Below are 21,255 nucleotides of genomic sequence, written 5' to 3'. Positions count from 1 at the left end.
CGGAGGCAGCAAAGGTTCCAGCAAACAGGAATCACGCTTGCCGGGGAGGGAGATCCGATGAATGCAGTTTTGATTCTGGAATCTCCATGCGCACTGTTGTACCGATCGATCCGCCGGACGATCCCATGATTGAAGACGCGGTGGCGCTGGGCGCCGCCGTGCGGGCCGCGCGGACCGGCTCGCGGCTGCCGCTGGTGGAGGCGGCCGAAGCGCTGGGCATGTCGCGCCAGACGCTGATCAACATCGAGACAGGGCAGGGCGGGGTGAGCCTGTCCACCGTGCTCAAGGCCGCGCGAGCGCTCGGCGTGAGCCTGTTCGCCGTCCCATCTCAGGACCGCGAGGTGGTGCGGCGCGCCATCCGCGGCGCGCGGGACTCGAAGTTCTCCGATCTCGACGACGCATGACGCGGCTGGGACTGTGGCTCGATGAGCGCGAGGTCGGCTGGCTGCGCCGGATCGACGACGAGCGGCCAGGGCAGCGCCTGACGCTGGGGTATCTCGAACGCTGGGTCGCGGAGCCGCTGACGCATCCGCTGGCGACCTCGCTGCCCTTGCCGCCGCGCGGCGGGCCGGGCGAGGAGATCGCCGGCGACGCGGTGCTTTCATTCTTCGACAACCTGCTGCCGGAGGGCGAGGCGCGTGTGTCGACCTTTGCGGCGCTCGGCCTCTCTTCAGACGATCTTTGGGGCGCGCTTTCGCTGATGGGGCGCGACGTGGCGGGCGCGCTCCGCGTGATCGACGATGAGGCCCAGCGTGACCACGGCGGACGAGGCGCCGCGCCGATGCAGCGGCACATCTCGCGCGACGAGTTGTCGGAGCGCATCCGGCATAGGGACACGCAGCCCTTCGCGGTCTGGGACGGTCGGGTGCGGGGCGCGCTGCCGGGACGTCAGGACAAGCTCGGTGTCTACGTCGATCGCAGCGACTGGTCTCTGGTCGACGGCCCGCAGATGGCGTCGACGCATGTGCTGAAGCCGGCGCCCGTCGAGCCGGCGCTGAGCGATCGGCCCTTCAACGAGTTCTTCTGCATGCGGCTCGCGGAGCGAGTGGGCCTGGACGTGGCGCGCGTCGAGCTCCATCACGTGCCTGAGCCGGTGCTGCTGGTGCAGCGATTTGATCGGCAGCGACTCAAGGACGGTCGGGTCAGACGGTTGCATGCCATCGATGCGTGTCAGGCATTGGGCGTGCGCGCGCAGGAGCAGCGCACGGTCTCGTCAGCCGAGCTCTTCGGGCTGCTGCGGCACAGTCCGACGCCGCTGGTGGATAGCCGAGCGCTGTTGCGGTGGTTGATCTTTCAACGGCTGATCGGTAACAGCGAAGCAAGGGCCAAGGACTTGGCCTTTCATGTCGACCACGGCGGGTTGCGCGTGGCGGCTGCCTGTGACCTCGCGTGCATGCCCGCGCTCGGCGTGCGGGAGGCCCACGCGATCGACATGGGTGGGGTGTCCGATGCCTTGCGCATCGACGAGGTTGCGTGGGTGGAGTTCGCCCGTCGAGGCGGAGTGGCGCCGCGCAATCTGTCGCTGGAGTTGCGGCGCATGTGCGAGCTCGTGCGGACCCAGGCCGAGGCGCTGGGAGAGACACTTGCGCAGGAAGTGCCCAGGCGTGTGCTGGATGGAATCCTCTCCTGCATCTTGCCGGCCTGCGAGCGCCAAGTCGCGATGGCCGCGTCGATTCCGAAGACCGATGTCGATTCGTCGTGAACCTCCTCCGCCATGTGGGGGCGTGCCGGTCGGTCAACTCCCGGGCGGACTTCAGGTCGGTCGAGGCAAGGGGCGAGTCGATTGCTCTTTGCACAGCCGCGCCACCAACGCCGCGAACGGTTCTATGTCGCCGTAGGTGCTGGCCTGCTCCAGGGCATCCATGTAATCGCTGCGCCGCTCCACGGGAATGATCGTCCAGACATAACCGCCCGTTGCCAACAAGGCGTTCATCAGAAAGCGCGCCAAGCGTCCGTTGCCATCCATGTAGGGGTGGATGTAGACGAAGAAGAAGTGACCGAGCAAGGCTCTGGCGGCGGGATGCGGCTCATCGGCGATCAACTCGAACAACACGGGCATGCAATCGCGCACGGCCTCCTTTGACAGCGGCACATGCTGCGCGCCACGGATGAAGACCTGCTCGTTGCGCCAACCCGCCAGATCGGCGGCCTTCAGGACGCCTGCTTGCACGCTGGGACTGAACAAGGCCCGGTACCAGCCGGCGACGGCCTCGCGCAGCGCACGTGAGCGACTGAGGGGCGTGCTCGTTCCGGTCTCGCGCATGACCTCGGAGACGTAGGCGGCGACGAGTTGGTGACTCTCGAAGTAGCCCTTCGCCGCCATCGCGTCCCGCTGCTGACGATCGATCCCGTCGGGATCCCAGGAGCCCAGCCGGACCTTCTCGATGAGCTCGGGCGTGACCTGGTAACCCTCGATCGACAACGAGTGATACGCATCGGCGACGTAGCGTGCCTCGATGTCTCGAAGGGCCGCGACTGCGTTCCCCTGCGACTTGGCCGGCTTGGGGAATGCCTTGATGACGAGCTCGCGCATGGTGGCCCATGTGCGCCGCATGCGCTGGACGTAGGGAGACTCGGGGCGCCCATCCTTCAACGGAGATGGCGCGACGATGAACGGATCCGTTTCCTTGATCACGTGTCCGACATTGCGCATCGTGCCGACGATGTCGTCCGCGAAATCTCCTCGACCGAGTGCACGGAAGGCGCCCGCGAGCCGACCTGCAACGACCGTCCGAGACCCCTCGAGCAGCGATCGCAGCACCGGCGCGGGATCCTCAAGCAAGCCCAGGCAGATGCTCGCCGCCAATGGCTGCTGTGCATAGAACGCGGGCGAGGCTCCGACCAAAGCGTCGGCCAGTTCGACAAGGCGCATGCCCGCGTCGTCGGCGCTGGGTTCGTTCGGCAGGACTCCGGCGGCACGATAAAGAAACAGCGAGCAATCGTGCGGCAGCGAGACCAGCTGGTTGTTCCCAGCGGGCGACCAGATCTGAAGTTGGCGCGGGAGAGAACGCTCGCCTGAGCGCAACAGCAGCGATTGCTCCGGAGCCAGATGCCAGCCGTTGCCGAATCGCTCGTTGCAGTAGCCCACGACGAAGTCGCGCATCCCGGCCATCCAGGCTGCGGTGGTGCCGGATGGTCCCGGGCCAGCGTCTGGCCGTGCCGGCAGGTACCAGCCCTTGATGACCTCCTCCAGGAAGCCGGCGCGCACCAGTCGCTCCCGGTGCGTGCGTGAGAGATCCCCGCTTCGGATCACGCGACGCGCTTGGTCCTGAAGCGACTTCAACTGAGACAGCGAGTCAGCGAGCTTTTCGTTCGGAGTGGCCATGGTTTCGGACATCGGCACTAATGACGCGCTGTATTGTTGCACTAATATTGTGCTCCACAGTTTCACTAATTTTGTGCTGTCCGATGGCGTCGTGTCCTGACGCGCCAACGAAAAAGCCCGCCATCTGGCGGGCTCCGTTCTCAGAGGCTGAGCGTGATCAGATGCCGATCTCGCCGCCGTCCTTGCGGGTGATCACCACCGTGGCCGAGCGCGGACGCTTGCGCGCGTTCGCGTCGGTCTGGCTGGACGGCCAGTAGCTGCCGAAGCTCTTGCCCGCGAAGTCCGGGGTCGTGTCCTCGCCCGGATGCTGCACGTTGAAGAACAGCGTCTTGTTGTCCGGCGTCATCGCGATGCCGGTGATCTCGCATTCCTTCGGACCGACCAGGAAACGGCGCACCGTGTCCGCCGTGGCCTTCGCGCCGGCGATGGTCGCCGTGCCGCCCGCGGCGGTGACCTTGGCGCCGTCGCCCACCTTGCCCGGGATCGCCGCCAGCATCATGCAGTTGGTGACGTCCGTGTAGGCGCCGTCGTCCGTCTGGATCCACAGCATGCCGCGCTTGTCGAAGTACAGGCCGTCCGGGCTGGAGAAGTCGTTCACGTCCGTCAGACCCGACAGGTTCACGTCCGCCGCCGCGTCCTGCTGCGCGCCGAACAGATAGATGTCCCAGGTCATCTTGGTCACGTCGGTGGCGTCTTCCTTCCAGCGGATGATGTGACCGTTCGGGTTGCCCGGCTGCTGCGTGGTGCCGTTCTTCACGTCCACGTAGTAGCGCGGGTTCGCGGCGTCCGGCTTGAGCTGGCTGCCCGTGGGCGTCGCAGTGGTGGCCACGCGGTTGCTGTTGTTGGTCAGGGTCATGTAGACCTCGGCGCTGGTCGGATGCACCGCGCCCCATTCCGGACGATCCATCTTGGTCGCGCCCACCAGGTCGCCCGCCAGACGCGCGTTGATCACGACGTCGGCCTGATCCGCGAAGGCGTACGGCGTGGCGGTCGAGGTCAGCCCGTTCTTGCCGAAGGTCAGTTCCACCCAGGTGCCGGTGCCGTCGGCGTTGAACTTGGCCACGTACAGCGTGCCCTCGTCCAGGTACTTGGCGCCGGCGGCCATGCCCTTGCCCACGTCCGACGCGTCCCAGTTGGCCTTGGACACGAACTTGTAGATGTACTCGTTGCGCGAGTCGTCGCCCATGTAGATCACGATGGGCTTGCCGGCCACGGCCGGCGCCGGCCAGGCGCCCTCGTGGTTGAAGCGGCCCAGCGCGGTGCGCTTGGCCGGCGTGGAGTCCGGATTGAACGGATCGATCTCCACCACCCAGCCGAAGGTGTTGATGGTGTTGCGGTAATCGGCCGTCGCGGCCGCGCCCGTCACCGACGAGTTCCAGCGGACGAACAGGTCGGTCACGCCGGCGGTGTCCCACAGGTAAGGGCTCTTGCGGTTCTGCGGCAGACCGTAGCGGTTCAGACTGATGATCTCCTTGGCGCTGCGCTGCGCGTCGTCGCCGGCGGCGCGGCTGATGACGTTGAGGTAGTTTTCCTCGCAGGTCAGGTAGGTGCCCCAGGGGGTGTAGCCGTTGGCGCAGTTGTTGTTGGTGCCGCGGGTTTGCGTGGCGCCGGTGCTGAACAGCGTGGCCAGCTGCGCGTTGCCGCGGGCCGGGCCGGTGAAGTCCATGGTCGTGGCCGAGGTGATGCGGCGGTTGAAGCGCGAGCCCCGCACCATGGACACGCCGGCCGTGTCCTTCTTCACCTCGACGATGGAGACGCCGTGGGCGTAGATCTCTTTCTCGACCTCGGTGGCGTTGCGCGCGGCGCCTGTGGAGCGGCCGGCCGGGTGCAGCGCGTAGGGCGCGACCACGTACTCGTGGTTCACCGCCAGCAGGCCGCGGTCGGAGCGGTCAGCCTGGAAGCCGCCGGTGGTGTCGGACAGGCCGAACCAGTACATGCCGTCATGGCCGTCGCCGATGCGGCGGTTGTAGGAGTCGGCGCTTTCGGAGCCGTCGTCCTGCCAGGACAGGTCGCCGTAATGCATCGGGTCGCCCAGCGCGTGCAGGATGGACACGTTGTAGCCGTCCGGCACGGTGACCAGGTCGTTCTTGTTCTTGGCCACGGCGGTGAAGCCGAGCTTGATGGCGGGCGCGGGGGCGGGGGCCGGAGCCGGGCCGGGCGCGGGCGCCGGATCGTCGCTGCCGCCGCAGGCGCTCAGGATCGAGCCGCCCAGCAGCGCCGCCGCGGTGGTGCTGATGCCGCCCTTCAGGGCCACTCGTCGAGACAGGCGCGCGGCCAGGATCTCGTCGAAGTGCGGGTTGCTGGAGGGATTGACGACGTTGTCCTCGTCGTACTCGTTGACCGGGCTGGCCACGATGTCGTGTTGCTTGCTCATGCGTAAAGGCTCCGCTAACGAAAGTGCGGGCGGATTCTGGAAAGCAGGCGTGACGACAGCGTTAAAAAGTCGGCGGGAAACCCTGAAGGCAATGATTCTTGCGAACTACGGTCCGTCGCTCGCGCGGACCGCGGCGGTCCGGCGAGGAGGACATCAGGCGCTCACGCGCCTTCGGACGGCGCGGGCGGATCCTGTGGCGGGTCCTGGCGCGCAGGCGCGGGCGCGTCGATCGGCAGGTCGCGGGGCGCGCCAAACATGAAGCAGTCGATGAAGGTGAAGTACAGCGAGCAGTAGAACGCCGTGGTCAGCGCCATGCCCAGCGGCACCAGCACGTAGACCATGAAGTTGCCCAGGCCGAGCAGCACGCCGACGATGGTCAGCACCATGGTCGTGCCGAAGGTCAGCCCGACCCAGGCCAGTCCCGCCAGCGCGAAGGCGCCCTTGTTGCGCCACACGCCCAGCGTGCTCGAGAACAGCGCCTGCAGCACGCCCTGGCCGCCCCAGTGGATCAGCGCCGGCGCATGCCAGAAGGGGATGGAGATCAGCCCGGTGAACAGCAGCCGCAGCGCGATGCCGCTGGTCAGCGAGGGATCGGCCATCGCGGACTCGAGGGCCTTGGGGTCGCCCTTCTCGCCGGCGCTGGCCATGTCCCCGACCACGCGCGTCAGCGCCCCCCCATCGAGCCAATGGGCCAGGAAGATGACCGCGATCGTCGACACCGCGTACAGCAGGCCCAGCTTGAGCTGGGCGACGCGGCGCTCGGGCGTGAGCTGCAGCGGCTGGACGAAGACGGCGGCGGTCGGCGTATGCGACTGCAGCACCTGGTGCGAGGCCAGCATGAAGGCCAGCGACACCAGCGGCAGCGCGCACAGCACCACCAGCTGGCCCAGCAGCGGGATCAGCTGCAGCAGCGAGGACACCAGCAGGAAGACGGCGAACAGGCCGATCAGCGCGATCGGCTTGCGTTGCAGCACCTTCAGCCCGTGGCGCACCCAGAGCAGGCCGTTGCGCGGCGGGACCGTTTGGAGGTGCAGGATCATGGCAAGGACTCCAGCGCATGCCAGGGCTTGGCGATGCGCTCGCGCAGGACGCGCTCGAAATGGGTGGGATCGTGGGGTTTGAGGAGGCTGGCCTCGCGCGGGAGGTGGAAGTCCCACAGGCGCGAGATCCAGAAGCGCAGCGCGGCGGCGCGCAGCAGGCCGGGCATCAGCCGATGCTCGGCGCCGCTGAGCGGCCGCACCGATTCGTAGGCCTTCACGAAGGCGCCGGCGCGCTGCTCGTCCAGGCGGCCGCTGTCCAGGTCGATGCACCAGTCGTTCAGGCAGACGCACAGGTCGAAGAGGAAGCTGTCGACGCCGGCGAAATAGAAGTCGAAGAAGCCGCTGAGCATTTCGCGCCCGGGCAGGCCCTCGAACATCACGTTGTCGCGGAACAGGTCGGCATGCACCGGCCCGCGAGGCAGCGCGGCGGTGGCCGCGGCCAGCTGTTCCTGGAACGCGAGCTCGGCGCTCAGCAGCGCGGCCTGCTCCGGCGTCAGATGAGGGAGCACGACCGGCACGGTCTCGCGCCACCAGGGCAGGGCGCGCAAGTTGTCCTGATGCAGCGGGAAGTCCTGGCCGGCCAGGTGCATGCGGGCCAGACCGGCGCCGACCTGCTCGCAGTGGAACTGGTCCGGGGCCAGCTGATGGCCGCCGCGCAGCTTGTCGACCACCGCGGCCGGCTTGTCGCCGATGCGATGCAGGATGCGGTCCTGCGCGTCGGGCTGCGGCGCGGGCACCGGCACACCCTTGCGGGCGAGGTGGCGCATCAGCTCCAGATAGAACGGGAGCTGCTCGAAGCTCAGCCGCTCGAAGACGGTCAGCACGTACTCGTGCTCGACGCCGTCGCGGCGGGTGGTGACGAAGTAGTTGGTGTTCTCGATGCCGGCGGAGATGCCCCGGAGCGATTGCAGCTCGCCCAGGTTCAGCGTGTCGAGCAGGGCTTGCGCCTGCCCGGTCGAGACGTCGGTGAAAACGGCCATGAAGCGGAAAAAGAACAGGACCGGAGCCGACCCGAGCGGGTCAGGCCGCGCCGATCAGAAATTGAAGATGCGCCAGACGCGCGAACCCGCGTTGCCGCGGTCGGAGCCCTGGCGGGTGGGGATGTCGCGACCGGTGTCGCCGAGCAGGATCTCGTACTCGGGCGCCTTGCTGTCCTTGTTCTTGACCACGACCTTCTGGGTCAGGCCACGCACCCGGGTCTCCTCGATGCGGACCTTGCCGTCCTCATTGACGAGCTGCTCGACCTTCACCTCGGGCACGTCGCGGAAGGCGCCGGGACCGGCCGATGCCGAAGCCGGAGCCGGCGCGGCGGGCGGCGCGTCAGCCGCCTGGGCGGCGCCGACCGGAATCGCCAGGGCGATCAGAGCGGAGGCGGCCAGGCCGATGAAGCTCGACAGGGGGGCGAGGCGGGTGGCTTTCATGGTGGGGGCGATTCTATGCCCGCGTCCGGGAAATCCCCCGTCGGTCGCGGCGTTTCCCCCTGGAGGCGGGGCCTGCGGCTGACAACCCCCAGGCGAGGCGAAAAGCCTGGCGGGCCAAGCGTGGGCGGTGCGCGGGGGAGGACTCCTCCTCTGCTGACAGGTCGAGCGGTCCGGGCTTGCGACAATGCGCGGATGAGCAAACCCCTGATGCTGCTGGTCGACGGTTCCAGCTATCTCTACCGCGCGTACCACGCCATGCCCGATCTGCGTGGGCCCAACGGTCAGCCGACCGGCGCCATCCACGGCATGGTGGCGATGTTGAGGAAGCTGCGCGACGAGTACGGCGCGGAGCACGCGGCCTGCGTCTTCGACGCCTCCGGCCCGACCTTCCGGGACGAGTGGTACCCGGAGTACAAGGCCCAGCGCGCGCCCATGCCCGAGGACCTGCGCGCGCAGATCGATCCCATCCATGAAGTGGTGAAGCTGCTGGGCTGGCCGGTGCTGACGGTGCCGGGCATCGAGGCGGACGACTGCATCGGCACACTGTCGCGGGTGGCCGCGCAGGCGGGGCATCAGGTGGTGATCTCCACCGGTGACAAGGACCTGGCGCAGCTGGTGACGCCGGACGTCTCGCTGATCAACACCATGAGCAACGAGAAGCTGGACGAGGCCGGCGTGCTGGCCAAGTTCGGCGTCCCGCCCGACCGCATCATCGATTACCTGACCCTGATGGGCGACACCGTGGACAACGTGCCCGGCGTCGAGAAGGTCGGCCCCAAGACCGCGGCCAAGTGGATCGGCGAGCACGGCTCGCTGGATGGCGTGATCGCCAACGCGGACAAGATCAAGGGCGTGGCCGGCGAGAACCTGCGCAAGGCGCTGGACTGGCTGCCCATGGGCCGCAAGCTCGTCACCGTCAAGCTGGACTGCGACCTGTGCCTGCACGTCAGCGGCTGGCCCGCGCTGGAGTCGCTGGCCTTCAATCCCGTCGACGAGGCCGGCCTGCTGGACTTCTTCGCCCGCAACGGCTTCAAGACCTGGAAGAAGGACCTGGAGAGCAAGCTGGGCGGCGCCGCGCCCAAGCACGCGGCCGCCGAGGCCGACCTGGGCGGCCCGCGCCAGGTGGATGCCTTCGCCGAGCACGAGCCGCCAGCGATCCCCCTGGACAAGCAATACGAGACCATCATCGACTTTGCGCGTCTGGACGCCTGGATCGAGAAGCTCCATGCCGCCGAGCTCGCCGCCTTCGACACCGAGACCGACTCGCTGGATCCGATGAAGGCGCGCGTCGTCGGCATCAGCTTCAGCGTCAAGCCGGGCGAGGCCGCCTACATCCCGCTGCGCCACGAGGGCCCCGACGCGCCCGAGCAACTGCCGATGGACGAGGTGCTGACCAAGCTCAAGGGCTGGTTCGAGGATCCGCTGAAGAAGAAGGTCGCGCAGAACGTCAAGTACGACACCCACGTGCTGGCCAATCACGGCATCGCGGTGCAGGGCACGGCCTTCGACACCATGCTGGAGAGCTACGTGCTGGAGGCGCATCGCGGCCATGGCCTGGAGGCGCTGGCCGATCGCGTGCTGGGCCGCAAGGGCCTGAGCTACGAGGACCTGTGCGGCAAGGGCGCGCACCAGATCCCGTTCGCGCAGGTCGAGGTGGCGAAAGCCTCGGAGTACTCCTGCGAGGACTCCGAGATGTGCCTGCATGTGCACCAGACGCTGATGCCGCGTCTCGAAGCGGACGCGGGCCTGAAGTTCATCTACGAGCAGGTGGAGATGCCGGTGTCGGCGCTGCTGGCGCGCATCGAGCGCACCGGCGTGCTGATCGACGCCGCCAAGCTGCAGGCGCAAAGCGCCGAGCTGGCCCAGCGCATGGTCGCGGCCGAGCAGGCCGCTTATGAGATCGCGGGCCAGCCCTTCAACATCGGCTCGCCCAAGCAGATCGGGGAGATCCTGTTCAACCGCCTGGGACTGCCGGTGGTCAAGCGCACCGCCACGGGCGCGCCGTCCACGGATGAAGAGGTGCTGGAGAAGCTGTCGGCCGACTTCCCGCTGCCGGCCAAGATCCTGGAGTTCCGGGCGCTGTCCAAGCTCAAGAGCACCTATACCGACAAGCTGCCGCTGATGGTCAACGCCAGCACCGGCCGCGTGCACACGACTTACTCGCAGGCGGTGGCGGTGACGGGCCGGCTGTCCAGCAACGAGCCCAACCTGCAGAACATCCCCATCCGCACGGCCGACGGCCGCAAGGTCCGCGAGGCCTTCATCGCGCCGGCGGGGCATCACATCGTGTCGGCGGACTACTCGCAGATCGAGCTGCGCATCATGGCGCACATGAGCGGGGACCCGGGCCTGCTCAAGGCCTTCCAGGAAGGTCAGGACGTGCACCGCGCGACCGCCGCGGAGGTCTTCGGTGCCGAGCTGGACGCGGTGACGCCGGAGCAGCGCCGTTACGCCAAGACCATCAACTTCGGTCTGATCTACGGCATGGGTGCGTTCGGGCTGGCGCAGTCGCTGGGCATCGAGAACAAGGCGGCCAAGGACTACATCGACCGCTACTTCACCCGATTCGCCGGCGTGCGCCAGTACATGGACGACACCAAGCAATTCGCCAAGGAGAAGGGCTACGTCGAGACGGTCTTCGGGCGCCGCCTGTGGCTGCCGGAGATCAACTCGGGCAACGGACCACGACGCAGCGGCGCGGAGCGTCAGGCCATCAACGCGCCGATGCAGGGCACGGCGGCCGACCTGATCAAGCTGGCGATGATCGCGGTCCAGCAGGCGCTGGACGAGCAGGGCAAGCAGACCCGCATCGTCATGCAGGTGCATGACGAATTGGTCTTCGAGGTTCCCGACGCGGAGCTGGATTGGGTGAAGTCCGAGATCCCGACGCTGATGGCGGGCGTTGCCGCGCTGAAGGTGCCGCTGCTGGCGGAAGTCGGTGTCGGTGCCAACTGGGACGAGGCGCACTGACGGCACCCAAGGGCGGGACTCGGTGCAATGAGGCCAGAAGGGGCGGGGGCCCCGGCGGCCGGCAGAGGCCGAGCCCTTGTCATCTGACTGAGCGCCGTCTGTCTGAACGCAGCGAGCCGAAGGTGAGCGGAGTGAGTTGGCGCTCTGGGGGCGCGGCCTCTGCCGGCCGCCGGGGCCCCCGCCCCGGATGGCCGAAGCTCGGTCCCCCGCCGCATCAGCACGACCTAAGCCGAGCCCGCAAGGCGAGCGGTTAGCATCCACCCCCTATGAATTGGCCCTATGAGTTGCAGATCGGCTGGCGCTACACGCGAGCCGGGCGTGGGGGGCGCCGCAACCGCTTCATCTCCTTCATTTCCGGCGTGTCGATGTTCGGCATCGCGCTGGGCGTCGCGGCGCTGATCATCGTCTTGTCGGTGATGAACGGCTTCCAGAAGGAGGTCCGCGAGCGGATGCTGTCCGTCATCGCCCACGTCGAGTTGATGAACTACAGCGGCGAGGGCCTGCCTGACTGGCAGGCGGTCGCCGCCAAGGCCAAGGAGAACCCGCAGGTCGCGGGCGCCGCGCCCTTCATTTCGTCGCAGGCGCTGATTGCCCGAGGCGAGGACATGCGCGGCGCGATCGTGCGGGGCATCGATCCGGCGCTGGAGCCGGCGGTGACGCCGATCGCCGCGCAGTTGGCCAAGGACGGTTTGCTGGACCGATTGAAGTCGGGCGAATGGAACATGATCCTGGGCATCGAGCTGGCGCGTCAGCTCGGGGTGCAGACCGGCGACAAGATCACGCTGGCGGTCCCGGCCGGACAGGTGACCCCGCTGGGCGTGCTGCCCACGCTGCGGCAGTTCACGCTGGTCGGCGTCTTCCAGGCTGGGCATTACGAGTACGACAGCGGCCTGGCCCTGATCCACGTCGGCGACGCGGCCCGCCTCTTCCGCACCGGCACGCCCAGTGGCGTCCAGCTGCGCCTGCACGATGTGCAACAGGCCCGCGAGGTCGCCGCCCAGCTGCAGCACGCGCTCGGCCCCGATATCTACGTCCGCGACTGGACCCGCACCAACGCCAACTGGTACGACGCCGTCCAGGTCGAGAAGCGCATGATGGGCATCATCCTGACGCTGATCGTCGCGGTCGCCGCGTTCAACCTGGTCTCGACCCTGGTGATGACCGTCACCGACAAGCAGGCCGACATCGCCATCCTGCGCACCTTGGGCGCCAGTCCGCGCTCGATCATGGGCGTGTTCATGATCCAGGGCGCGCTGTCCGGCGTGATGGGCACCTTCGGCGGTCTCGGTCTGGGTCTGCTGGTCGCGCACAACCTGGACGTGATCGTCCCCTTCATCGAGCGCCTGCTGCACACCACCTTCCTGCCCGCCAGCATCTACGTCATCAGCCACATGCCCAGCGATCCGCAATGGGCCGACATCGTGCCCATCACCGTGATCTCGTTGATCCTGGCCTTCGTGGCCACGCTGTATCCGAGCTGGCGCGCCAGCCGCGTCCAACCGGCGGAGGCGCTGCGCTATGAATGAGATCAAGCCAACCGCGCCCGCCGTGCCGCCGGGACAGGTGGTGCTGCAGGGGCTGGGCCTGGGCAAGCGCTTCGTCGAGGGGCCGCTGGACGTGCAGGTCTTCCAGGGCCTGGACGTGACGGTCAAGGCCGGCGAGACCCTGGCCGTGCTGGGCGCCTCGGGCTCGGGCAAGAGCACGCTGCTGCACCTGCTGGGCGGGCTGGACAAGCCCAGCGCCGGCCGCGTCGAATTGATGGGCCGCGAGCTCGGCTCCCTGGGCGAGAAGGCCCGCGGCGACTGGCGCAACCAGCACCTGGGCTTCATCTACCAGTTCCACCACCTGCTGCCGGAATTCAGCGCGGTCGACAACGTCGCCATGCCGCTGCGCATCCGGCGCATGCCGCAGGAGCAGGCCCGCGCCCGCGCCGCCGAGGTGCTGGCGCGCGTGGGGCTGGCGGCGCGCGTCGACCACCGCCCGGGCGAGCTCTCCGGCGGCGAACGTCAGCGCGTGGCCATCGCCCGTGCGCTGGTGACCCGGCCCGCCTGCGTGCTGGCCGACGAGCCCACCGGGAACCTGGACCGCTCCACGGCCGGCACCGTCTTCGACCTGATGCTGGAGATGGCGCGCGAGTACGGCACCGCCTTCGTCATGGTCACCCACGACCAGGACCTGGCGCGCCGCTGCGAGCAGCAGCGCCGCCTGGTCGGCGGCGCGCTGCGACCGCTGGACTGACGCGCCGGGCCGCGCGACAAGCGCGGCAGTCGTGACCCTCTGGGATTTGGCGCCTCGGTCGCCACGTCCGCCGAGGCTGGGTTGCCCGATCGCGAGGGGCCGCCCGCCTCGCGAGCGCGGCTCCGCGACGATCACCGGTGGCCGCTCGTTTAGGATGCGCTCCACCATGAACGCCGCCATCAGTACCCCGGACACCCCGTCGACCCGCTTCATCCTGAAGCTCAGCTGCCCGGATCAGGCCGGCATCGTGCATGCCGTGACCGGCCTGCTGCTGGAGCAGGGCGGCAACATCCTGACCTCGGCCCAGCACGGCGACGCGGACCACCACCGCTTCTTCATGCGCATCGAGTTCGAATGCGCCCAGCCCCGCACGGCCGGCTCCCTGCGCGAGGTCTTCGCCCCGCTGGCCCAGCGTCTGCAGATGGATTGGGAGCTGGTCGACACCGGACGCAAGACCCGCGTGCTGCTGCTGGTGTCCAAGCTCGGCCACTGCCTGAACGATCTGCTGTTCCGCGTCCGGACCGGGCACCTGGCCATCGAGATCCCGGCCATCGTCTCGAATCACCGCGACTTCTATCAGCTGGCCGCCTCACACGACATTCCGTTCCACCACTTCCCGCTGCTGCAGTCCACCGAGGAGCAGAAGCAGGCGCAGGAACGCAAGATCCGCGAGCTGATCGAGGAGCAGCGCATCGACCTGGTCGTGCTGGCGCGCTACATGCAGATCCTGTCGCCGCAGATGTGCGAGTTCCTCGAGGGCCGCGCGATCAACATCCACCACAGCTTCCTGCCCAGCTTCAAGGGCGCGCGCCCGTATCACCAGGCGCATGAGCGCGGGGTCAAGCTGATCGGCGCGACCGCGCATTACGTGACCTCCGATCTGGACGAGGGCCCGATCATCGAGCAGGACGTCGCCCGCATCGACCACAGCATGACGCCCGATCAGCTCGTGGCCATCGGCCGCGACACCGAGTGCGTGACCCTGGCCCGCGCCATCCAGTGGCACGCGGAGCACCGCGTGCTGCTCAACGGTCACCGCACCGTGGTCTTCCGCTGAGCGCGGATCCGCTCCCGTCCGCCGCGCGCGAATCGCCAGAGCCTGCCATGTGGACCGACACCCACTGCCACCTCGACGCGGCGGAGTTCGACGCCGACCGCGACGCGGTCGTGGCGCGCGCGCGCGCGGCGGGCGTGTCGCAGATCGTGATCCCGGCCGTGGTGGCGGGGAACTTCGAGCGGGTGAGGGCGCTCGCCCATGAGCACGGCTTCGCCTATGCCCTGGGCATTCATCCGCTCTACGTGATGCATGCGCGCGAGGAGGACCTCGCGCTGCTGGACCGCCTGCTGACCGAGTATCGCGATGACCCACGCCTGGTCGGCATCGGCGAGATCGGCTTGGACTTCTTCGTGAAGGACCTGGATCCGGCGACGCAGCAGCACTTCTATCTGGCGCAGCTCAAGCTCGCCAAGCGACACGGCCTGCCGGTGATCCTGCATGTGCGGCGCAGCGCGGACCAGCTGCTGGGCGGGCTGCGCCGGGTGGGACTGACGACCGGCGGCATCGGCCATGCCTTCAACGGCAGCCGGCAGCAGGCCGAGGCCTTCATTGAGCTGGGCTTCCGGCTGGGCTTCGGCGGCACGCTGAGCTTCGAGCGCTCGCTGCAGATCCGGCGGCTGGCGCAGGAGCTGCCGGAAGAGGTGCTGGTCCTCGAGACCGACGCCCCCGACATTCCGCCGCACTGGCTCTACCGCACCGCCGAGGAACGCGCCGCGGGCGCGACCTCGCGCAATGAACCGGGCGAGCTGCCGCGCATCGGCGCCGTGCTGGCCGAGCTGCGCGGCTGGACGCCGGAGCAGGCCGCCGAGACCACGCGACGCAATGCGATCGCCGCGCTGCCCCGACTGGCGGCCTTGAGCGCCTGAGGCCACTGCGTGATCGACGACGACGGCAAGGCGCCGCGGGACACGCTCGGCGCACGCTGGCAAGGCCTGGCACCGGTTCACGCGCCGGATGCCCAGTGGCTGTTGCTGGGCAGCTTCCCGGGCGTGGCCTCGCTCAAGGCCAGCCAGTACTACGGCCATCCGCGCAACCAGTTCTGGCGACTGGTGGGCGAGGTCTTCGGCCTGGACCTGGTCGCGATGGCCTATCCCGAGCGGCTGGCCGCGCTGCGCCGTCATCGCATCGCCGTGTGGGACGTGATCACCGAGACCGAGCGCGAGGGCAGCCTCGACAGCGCCATCCGCAATCCCTTCGCCAGCGACCTGGGCGGGTTGATCGCCCAGCTGCCGGCGCTGCGCACCATCGGCTTCAACGGCGGCACCGCGGCGCGTTACGGGCTGCGCCAGCTCGGCCCGCTTGCGGCTGGTTACCGCATCCTGAGCCTGCCCAGCTCCAGTCCCGCCTACACGATGCCCTACGATGCCAAGCTTGCGGCTTGGCGGCAGCTCGCCGAGCCATGAAGGCGGGAATCACACGTGAGCGACAAACGGGACAAGAAGAAGAGCAAGGCCATCGATTGGGTCGAGGCCACGCTGAGCGAGTTCGACGGCGTGCGCTTTCTGCACCTGGACTCGATCTGGGTGCAAGGCGCCATGCGGGTCAAGAAGCCGGAGAAGCTGGAGCTCGAGTACGTGCAGCGCATGATGGCCTGGATGCTCTGGCGCGATGCGCGCGAGCTCAACCAGGGCCTCGCGGTGCAGCTCGGGCTGGGCGCCGGGGCGCTGTCGCGCTTCTGCCGCAAACAGCTCAAGATGAAGACCACCGCGGTCGAGATCAATCCCACCGTCATCGCCGCCTGCCGGCACTGGTTCCACCTGCCCGAGGACGATGAGCGCTTCCGCGTCGTCAACGAGGACGCGGGCCAGTGGGTCGCCGATGCGGCGAACTGGGGCACGGCGCAGGTGCTCAACATCGATCTGTACGACCACGAGGCTGCCGCGCCGGTGCTGGACGACGAAGCCTTCTATGCCGACTGCCGCCATGTGCTGGCGGACGGCGGGCTGGTGACGGTCAACCTGTTCGGACGCAGCGCCAGCTTCGCGCGTAGCGCGGCGCGGATCGCCAAGGTCTTCGGCTCCGACCAGGTCTGGCATCTGACGCCGACCCGCGAGGGCAACACCGTCGTGGTGGCCGGGCGCGGCGTGCAGGTCCCCTCGCGCGAGGTGCTGGAGCAGCGCGCTGCCCACATCGAGCAGCGCCACGAGTTGCCGGCGCGCAAGTGGCTCAAGCTGGTCCGGCCGCTGCCGATGAACATCATCAACCAGATCCGCGAGTGACCATGAAGAGCTCCTCGACCAAGGCCGACGCAGGACCCGCGACGCTCAAGCCGGCGGCCACGCCGCCTCCGGCGCCCGGATCGACCTCGGGCCAGGCCACAACGTCCGGCACGAGCACGACGCCGGGCGTGGCGTCGAAGTCGGGATCAGGATCAGGATCGGGATCGGGATCGGGATCGGGATCGGGAAGCGAGGCGACCAAGCTCGACTGGCATCAGATGCTGCGCTGGCTGGCCGAGGACGGCGTCGTCGATGACGAGCAGGTGCAGCGCACCGAGAGCCGTTTCGGCGTCGCCAAGAGCGCGCTGCATCCGCTGGTGCGGCTGGGCAATGCCGGGCTGGTGCGAACCGCCACCGGCAAGCCGCTCGACGCCGAGCAGCTCACCGAATGGCTGGCCGGTCGGCTCAAGCTGCCGTATGTGCGCATCGATCCGCTCAAGGTCGACGTGGGCCGCGTCGCCGACGTGATGTCGGCCAACTACGCGGAAGCCCGTCGCTGCCTGCCCATCCTGGTCGGGTTGCACGAGGTCACCGTCGCCACGGCCGAGCCGCTGGACACCAGCTGGGTGCCGCAGATCGAGTCGCACACCCGCAAGCGGGTCAAGCTGGTCCTGGCGAATCCGCAGGAGATCTCTCGCTTCACCACCGAGTTCTTCACGCTGGCGCGTTCCGTCAAGGCCGCCGCCAAGAGCGGGGAGACCAGCCAGCAGGCCAGCTTCGAGCAGCTCGTCGAGCTGGGCCGCAGCAATCGCCAGCTTGATGCCAACGACCAAGGCATCGTGCAGGTGGTGGACTGGCTCTGGCAGTACGCCTTCGACCAGCGCGCCAGTGACATCCACCTGGAGCCGCGCCGCGACATGGGCGTGATCCGCTTCCGCATCGATGGCGTGCTGCACACGGTCTACCAGCTGCCGCCGTCGGTGATGGGGGCGATGACCTCGCGCATCAAGCTGCTCGGACGGATGGACGTGGTCGAGAAGCGCCGCCCGCTGGACGGCCGCATCAAGACCCGCAACCCCGCCGGCGAGGAGGTGGAGATGCGGCTGTCGACGCTGCCCACCGCCTTCGGCGAGAAGATGGTGATGCGGATCTTCGACCCGGACACCGCCGTCAAGGACCTGTCTCAGCTGGGCTTCTCCGGTCACGACGCGGAACGCTGGGGCCGGCTCACCGCGCGGCCGCACGGGATCATCCTGGTCACCGGACCGACCGGTAGCGGCAAGACCTCGACGCTGTACTCGACGCTCAAGCGCTTGGCGACCGACGAGGTCAACGTCTGCACCGTCGAGGACCCGATCGAAATGATCGAGCCCGCGTTCAACCAGACGCAGGTCCAGTCCGTCATCGACTTCAACTTCGCCGAGGGCCTGCGCGCGCTGATGCGGCAGGACCCGGACATCATCATGGTGGGCGAAATCCGCGACCTGGAGACCGCCGAGATGGCGATCCAGGCCTCGCTGACCGGCCACCTGGTGTTCTCGACGCTGCACACCAACGATTCGGCCTCGGCCATCACGCGGATGGTGGATCTGGGCGTCCCGAACTATCTGATCGACGCCACCGTGATCGGGGTGCTGGCGCAGCGCCTGGTGCGCACGCTGTGCCCGGCCTGCAAACAGCCCGATCCCGACGTCACCCGGGACACGCTCAACGAGATGCTCAAGCCCTGGCGCCTGAACGGGGGTGTCAAGCCCTACAAACCGGTCGGCTGCCTGGACTGCCGCAACACCGGCTATCGGGGGCGGGCAGGGTTGTTCGAGCTGCTCCTGCTGAGCGACACCGTCCGCAAGCACCTGCATCCGGTGACCGACATGACGGCGCTGCGCCGGCTGGCGGTGCAGGAGGGGCTGCGACCCTTGCGACTGGCCGGCGCGATGAAGGTCGCCGAGGGCCTGACCACCATGGACGAAGTGCTGCGCAGCACGCCCTCCTGGGAGGCTTGAGCGGCTCGGCGGCTTAACACGCCGGGGATCGACGTGAAGCTCGTGGAATGTCGCGTGCGAATGGCGTCCGACGTCATTACGTGATATCCACAGAGCCCGAAGGGGACCCCATTCCTAGAATCGCCGCAATTCAAGCCGCTAGGGGTTCCCTCGATGAAGATCAAGAGTCAACGCGACTTCTGGTCAGGGCTGATGTTCTTGGTCGTTGGCGTCGCGTTCGCGTGGGCTTCGGTCAGCAACTACAGCTTTGGCTCCTCCGCCCGTCCCGGGCCTGGTTATTTCCCGTTCGGTCTGGGCGTGCTGCTCGGACTGCTGGGCGCGGTGCTGGCGTTCAAGGCGCTGACCATCGAGTCCGCGGACGGCCAACCCATCGGCGACATCGCCTGGAAGCCGCTGGCCATCGTGGTCGGCGCGATCGTGGTGTTCGGCTTCGCGCTGCCCCGTCTGGGTCTGGCCGTGACGCTGCCGCTGCTGATCATCATCACCTCGCTGGCGGGTGACGAGATCCGCTGGCGAGATCTGGTGCTGAGCTGCGTGATCCTGACGGTCGGCAGCTGGGCGGTGTTCATCAAGGGCCTGTCGCTGGTGATCCCGGTGTGGCCGACCTTCCTGGGCGGCTGAGGAGACACGCATGGAACTCATCGACAACCTGATGATGGGCTTCGCCACGGCGATGACCCTCCAAAACCTGGGCTACGCGCTGCTGGGCTGCTTCCTGGGCACCCTGATCGGCGTCCTGCCCGGCCTGGGCCCGGTCGCGACCATTGCGATGCTGCTCCCGTCCATCTACTCGCTGGACGCGACGCCCGCCCTGATCATGCTGGCCGGTATCTATTACGGCGCGCAGTACGGCGGTTCCACCACCGCCATCCTGATCAACGTGCCGGGCGAGTCGTCCTCGGTCGTGACCGCGATCGACGGCTACCAGATGGCCCGCAAGGGCCGTGCCGGTCCGGCGCTGGCCGCCGCGGGCCTGGGCTCGTTCTTCGCGGGCTGCGTGGGCACGGTCATCATCGCGGCCTTCGCGCCGCCGCTGACCGAGCTGGCCTTCCAGTTCGGCCCGGCCGAGTACTTCTCGCTGATGGTGCTGGGCCTGATCGGCGCCGTGGTGCTGGCCTCGGGCTCGCTGCTCAAGGCGATCGCGATGATCGTGCTGGGCTTGCTGCTCGGCCAGATCAACACCGACGTGATCTCCGGAACCCCGCGCTTCTCCTTCGACATCCCCGAGCTGACCGACGGCATCAACTTCGTCGTCATCGCGATGGGTATCTTCGGCTTCGGCGAGATCATCGCCAACCTGGGCCAGCCGGCCGAGCACCGTGAGGTGTTCACGAAGGACGTGAAGGGCCTGTGGCCGACCAAGCAGGACTTCCATGACGCCTGGCCGGCGGTGCTGCGCGGCACGACGCTGGGCTCGGTGCTGGGCGTGCTGCCCGGCGGCGGCGCGCTGCTGGCCTCGTTCGCGGCCTATACGCTGGAGAAGAAGGTGTCCAAGACGCCGGAGCGCTTCGGCAAGGGCGCGATCCAGGGCGTGGCGGGACCGGAGTCGGCCAACAACGCCGGCGCGCAGACCTCCTTCATCCCGATGCTGACGCTGGGCATCCCGCCCAACGCGGTGATGGCGCTGATGGTGGGCGCGATGACGATCAAGGGCATCCAGCCGGGTCCGCAGGTCATGACCAGCAACCCGCAGCTCTTCTGGGGGCTGATCGCGTCGATGTGGATCGGCAACCTGATGCTGGTGATCCTGAACCTGCCGCTGATCGGCATGTGGATCAAGCTGCTGACGGTGCCCTACCGCTTCCTGTTCCCGGCGATCGCGGTGTTCTGCTGCATCGGCACTTACACGCTGAACAACAACAACTTCGACGTCTTCATGACGGCCGCCTTCGCGGTGGTGGGCTACGTCTTCTACAAGCTGAGCTGCGAACCCGCGCCGCTGCTGTTGGGCTTCATCCTGGGCCCGATGATGGAAGAGTACCTGCGCCGGGCGCTGCTGCTGTCGCGCGGTGACTGGAGCACGTTCATGACGCGGCCGTTGTCCGCGGGGCTGCTGGTCGCGGCGGCGCTGATGGTGGTGATCGTCACGCTGCCCTCTATCAAGAACAAGCGCGAAGAAGCGTTCCAGGACGCCGACTGATCGGCTTTCGGCTCCTCGCTCCGTTCAAGGGCCCGCTTCGGCGGGCCCTTTTCATTGGCCCAGCGCAGGGCGACGGGGAGGGCTGCTCATATGAAACAAGGGCTTGTCCGCAGTTCGTGCGAATCGCGGAGACAGACTTGAAAGTTTCTCTCGCAACTCTTGCGGTCCGCGAAAAGGCGATGCTATAGTCGCGGTCTTCGCTGCACAGACAACAGTTTTGCAGCGGCTCCCCGGAGGAACTGCCGGAGAGAAGTCAGGTGACGCGGTTTTGGTTGGCGTCTACTTGGCGGCGAGATTCTCGCAGTCGACGATGAAAATAATTTCTCTGACTGCTTGACGAGTTCGAAAGAAATCGATCATAATCTCGCTTCTGCGCTGCTGACGACAAGTCGGTGACGCGGCGAAGCTGGCGAAAGCTGCTTCGATGTTCTTTAAGAATTTACAGCCGATAAGCGTGGGCGTCTGGACGAGCGACCTGAGAAGGTTAAATCGCTAGATGCTCACGGAAAATGAATGAAGCTATGAAAG

17 protein-coding genes are annotated in these 21,255 nt (G+C 67.7%); 12 read left to right on the top strand and 5 right to left on the bottom strand.

The window, feature by feature from the left end:
• The first annotated feature begins 125 nt into the window (after window positions 1–125).
• Window positions 126–404 (top strand): helix-turn-helix transcriptional regulator, encoded by a 279-nt coding sequence (locus ABDW59_RS12510; RefSeq protein WP_343630162.1) that lies wholly within the window; start codon window positions 126–128, stop codon window positions 402–404.
• Window positions 401–1,702 (top strand): HipA domain-containing protein, encoded by a 1,302-nt coding sequence (locus tag ABDW59_RS12505; RefSeq protein WP_343630161.1) that lies wholly within the window; start codon window positions 401–403, stop codon window positions 1,700–1,702. Before ABDW59_RS12510 ends, ABDW59_RS12505 begins: the two co-directional genes overlap by 4 nt.
• Window positions 1,703–1,753: 51 nt before the next feature.
• On the opposite strand, the gene ABDW59_RS12500 is transcribed toward ABDW59_RS12505, so the two are convergent.
• From ABDW59_RS12500 to ABDW59_RS12480, 5 genes are all read right to left on the bottom strand, one after another.
• On the bottom strand, window positions 1,754–3,337 hold the full coding sequence (locus tag ABDW59_RS12500) for a Fic family protein (protein ID WP_343630160.1): 1,584 nt from the start codon (window positions 3,335–3,337) through the stop codon (window positions 1,754–1,756).
• Window positions 3,338–3,482: 145 nt separating this feature from the next.
• Window positions 3,483–5,699 carry a PhoX family phosphatase gene (locus tag ABDW59_RS12495; protein ID WP_343630159.1) on the bottom strand — a complete coding sequence of 739 codons (2,217 nt, stop codon included), beginning with the start codon at window positions 5,697–5,699 and terminating at the stop codon, window positions 3,483–3,485.
• A gap of 161 nt (window positions 5,700–5,860) precedes the next feature.
• A complete protein-coding gene (locus ABDW59_RS12490; RefSeq protein ID WP_343630158.1) occupies window positions 5,861–6,739 on the bottom strand; it encodes a BPSS1780 family membrane protein in 879 nt (292 codons plus the stop codon).
• Complete coding sequence (locus tag ABDW59_RS12485) at window positions 6,736–7,719, bottom strand: homoserine kinase (RefSeq protein WP_343630157.1); 984 nt, start codon at window positions 7,717–7,719, stop codon at window positions 6,736–6,738. The genes ABDW59_RS12490 and ABDW59_RS12485 overlap by 4 nt, the downstream gene beginning before the upstream one ends.
• Before the next feature lie 54 nt (window positions 7,720–7,773).
• Window positions 7,774–8,160, bottom strand: a complete 387-nt coding sequence (locus tag ABDW59_RS12480; protein WP_343630156.1) for a hypothetical protein — start codon at window positions 8,158–8,160, stop codon at window positions 7,774–7,776.
• Window positions 8,161–8,352: 192 nt separating this feature from the next.
• On the opposite strand from ABDW59_RS12480, the gene polA reads away from it, so the two are divergent.
• The 10 genes from polA (at window position 8,353) to ABDW59_RS12430 (ending at window position 20,727) form a co-directional block, all read left to right on the top strand.
• The gene (gene polA, locus ABDW59_RS12475; protein ID WP_343630154.1) at window positions 8,353–11,130 is read left to right on the top strand and encodes a DNA polymerase I; all 2,778 of its coding nucleotides are present in this window, start codon (window positions 8,353–8,355) and stop codon (window positions 11,128–11,130) included.
• 266 nt (window positions 11,131–11,396) lie between these two features.
• Window positions 11,397–12,656 carry a lipoprotein-releasing ABC transporter permease subunit gene (locus ABDW59_RS12470; RefSeq protein ID WP_343630153.1) on the top strand — a complete coding sequence of 420 codons (1,260 nt, stop codon included), beginning with the start codon at window positions 11,397–11,399 and terminating at the stop codon, window positions 12,654–12,656.
• Window positions 12,649–13,368 carry an ATP-binding cassette domain-containing protein gene (locus tag ABDW59_RS12465; RefSeq protein ID WP_343630152.1) on the top strand — a complete coding sequence of 240 codons (720 nt, stop codon included), beginning with the start codon at window positions 12,649–12,651 and terminating at the stop codon, window positions 13,366–13,368. Before ABDW59_RS12470 ends, ABDW59_RS12465 begins: the two co-directional genes overlap by 8 nt.
• 166 nt (window positions 13,369–13,534) lie before the next feature.
• The gene (gene purU / locus ABDW59_RS12460; protein ID WP_343630151.1) at window positions 13,535–14,425 is read left to right on the top strand and encodes a formyltetrahydrofolate deformylase; all 891 of its coding nucleotides are present in this window, start codon (window positions 13,535–13,537) and stop codon (window positions 14,423–14,425) included.
• 47 nt (window positions 14,426–14,472) lie between these two features.
• On the top strand, window positions 14,473–15,291 hold the full coding sequence (locus ABDW59_RS12455) for a TatD family hydrolase (protein ID WP_343630150.1): 819 nt from the start codon (window positions 14,473–14,475) through the stop codon (window positions 15,289–15,291).
• A 66-nt stretch (window positions 15,292–15,357) separates the two neighbouring features.
• On the top strand, window positions 15,358–15,828 hold the full coding sequence (locus ABDW59_RS12450; RefSeq protein ID WP_343630255.1) for a DNA-deoxyinosine glycosylase: 471 nt from the start codon (window positions 15,358–15,360) through the stop codon (window positions 15,826–15,828).
• A gap of 15 nt (window positions 15,829–15,843) precedes the next feature.
• Window positions 15,844–16,644: a spermidine synthase gene (locus ABDW59_RS12445; RefSeq protein ID WP_343630149.1), complete on the top strand. Its 801-nt coding sequence runs from the start codon at window positions 15,844–15,846 to the stop codon at window positions 16,642–16,644.
• Window positions 16,645–16,862: 218 nt separating this feature from the next.
• Window positions 16,863–18,587, top strand: a complete 1,725-nt coding sequence (locus ABDW59_RS12440; RefSeq protein WP_343630254.1) for a GspE/PulE family protein — start codon at window positions 16,863–16,865, stop codon at window positions 18,585–18,587.
• 153 nt (window positions 18,588–18,740) lie between these two features.
• Window positions 18,741–19,208, top strand: coding sequence for a tripartite tricarboxylate transporter TctB family protein (locus ABDW59_RS12435; RefSeq protein WP_343630148.1), 468 nt, complete (start codon window positions 18,741–18,743; stop codon window positions 19,206–19,208).
• A 10-nt stretch (window positions 19,209–19,218) separates the two neighbouring features.
• The gene (locus tag ABDW59_RS12430) at window positions 19,219–20,727 is read left to right on the top strand and encodes a tripartite tricarboxylate transporter permease (RefSeq protein WP_343630147.1); all 1,509 of its coding nucleotides are present in this window, start codon (window positions 19,219–19,221) and stop codon (window positions 20,725–20,727) included.
• Window positions 20,728–21,255 lie beyond the last annotated feature (528 nt).

The sequence above is a fragment of the Roseateles sp. genome, from assembly GCF_039595295.1.
GTDB lineage: Bacteria > Pseudomonadota > Gammaproteobacteria > Burkholderiales > Burkholderiaceae_C > Roseateles.
Note: the sequence above shows the minus strand (reverse complement) of the source record. Positions and strands in the feature narration are given on the sequence as shown.

Bases quoted from the DNA above. Each gene is read 5' to 3' on its own strand.
- ABDW59_RS12510 (WP_343630162.1), top strand. From the start codon at position 126: ATGATTGAAGACGCGGTGGCGCTGGGCGCCGCCGTGCGGGCCGCGCGG.
- ABDW59_RS12505 (WP_343630161.1), top strand. From the start codon at position 401: ATGACGCGGCTGGGACTGTGGCTCGATGAGCGCGAGGTCGGCTGGCTG.
- ABDW59_RS12500 (WP_343630160.1), bottom strand. From the start codon at position 3,337: ATGTCCGAAACCATGGCCACTCCGAACGAAAAGCTCGCTGACTCGCTG.
- ABDW59_RS12495 (WP_343630159.1), bottom strand. From the start codon at position 5,699: ATGAGCAAGCAACACGACATCGTGGCCAGCCCGGTCAACGAGTACGAC.
- ABDW59_RS12490 (WP_343630158.1), bottom strand. From the start codon at position 6,739: ATGATCCTGCACCTCCAAACGGTCCCGCCGCGCAACGGCCTGCTCTGG.
- ABDW59_RS12485 (WP_343630157.1), bottom strand. From the start codon at position 7,719: ATGGCCGTTTTCACCGACGTCTCGACCGGGCAGGCGCAAGCCCTGCTC.
- ABDW59_RS12480 (WP_343630156.1), bottom strand. From the start codon at position 8,160: ATGAAAGCCACCCGCCTCGCCCCCCTGTCGAGCTTCATCGGCCTGGCC.
- polA (WP_343630154.1), top strand. From the start codon at position 8,353: ATGAGCAAACCCCTGATGCTGCTGGTCGACGGTTCCAGCTATCTCTAC.
- ABDW59_RS12470 (WP_343630153.1), top strand. From the start codon at position 11,397: ATGAATTGGCCCTATGAGTTGCAGATCGGCTGGCGCTACACGCGAGCC.
- ABDW59_RS12465 (WP_343630152.1), top strand. From the start codon at position 12,649: ATGAATGAGATCAAGCCAACCGCGCCCGCCGTGCCGCCGGGACAGGTG.
- purU (WP_343630151.1), top strand. From the start codon at position 13,535: ATGAACGCCGCCATCAGTACCCCGGACACCCCGTCGACCCGCTTCATC.
- ABDW59_RS12455 (WP_343630150.1), top strand. From the start codon at position 14,473: ATGTGGACCGACACCCACTGCCACCTCGACGCGGCGGAGTTCGACGCC.
- ABDW59_RS12440 (WP_343630254.1), top strand. From the start codon at position 16,863: ATGCTGCGCTGGCTGGCCGAGGACGGCGTCGTCGATGACGAGCAGGTG.
- ABDW59_RS12435 (WP_343630148.1), top strand. From the start codon at position 18,741: ATGAAGATCAAGAGTCAACGCGACTTCTGGTCAGGGCTGATGTTCTTG.
- ABDW59_RS12430 (WP_343630147.1), top strand. From the start codon at position 19,219: ATGGAACTCATCGACAACCTGATGATGGGCTTCGCCACGGCGATGACC.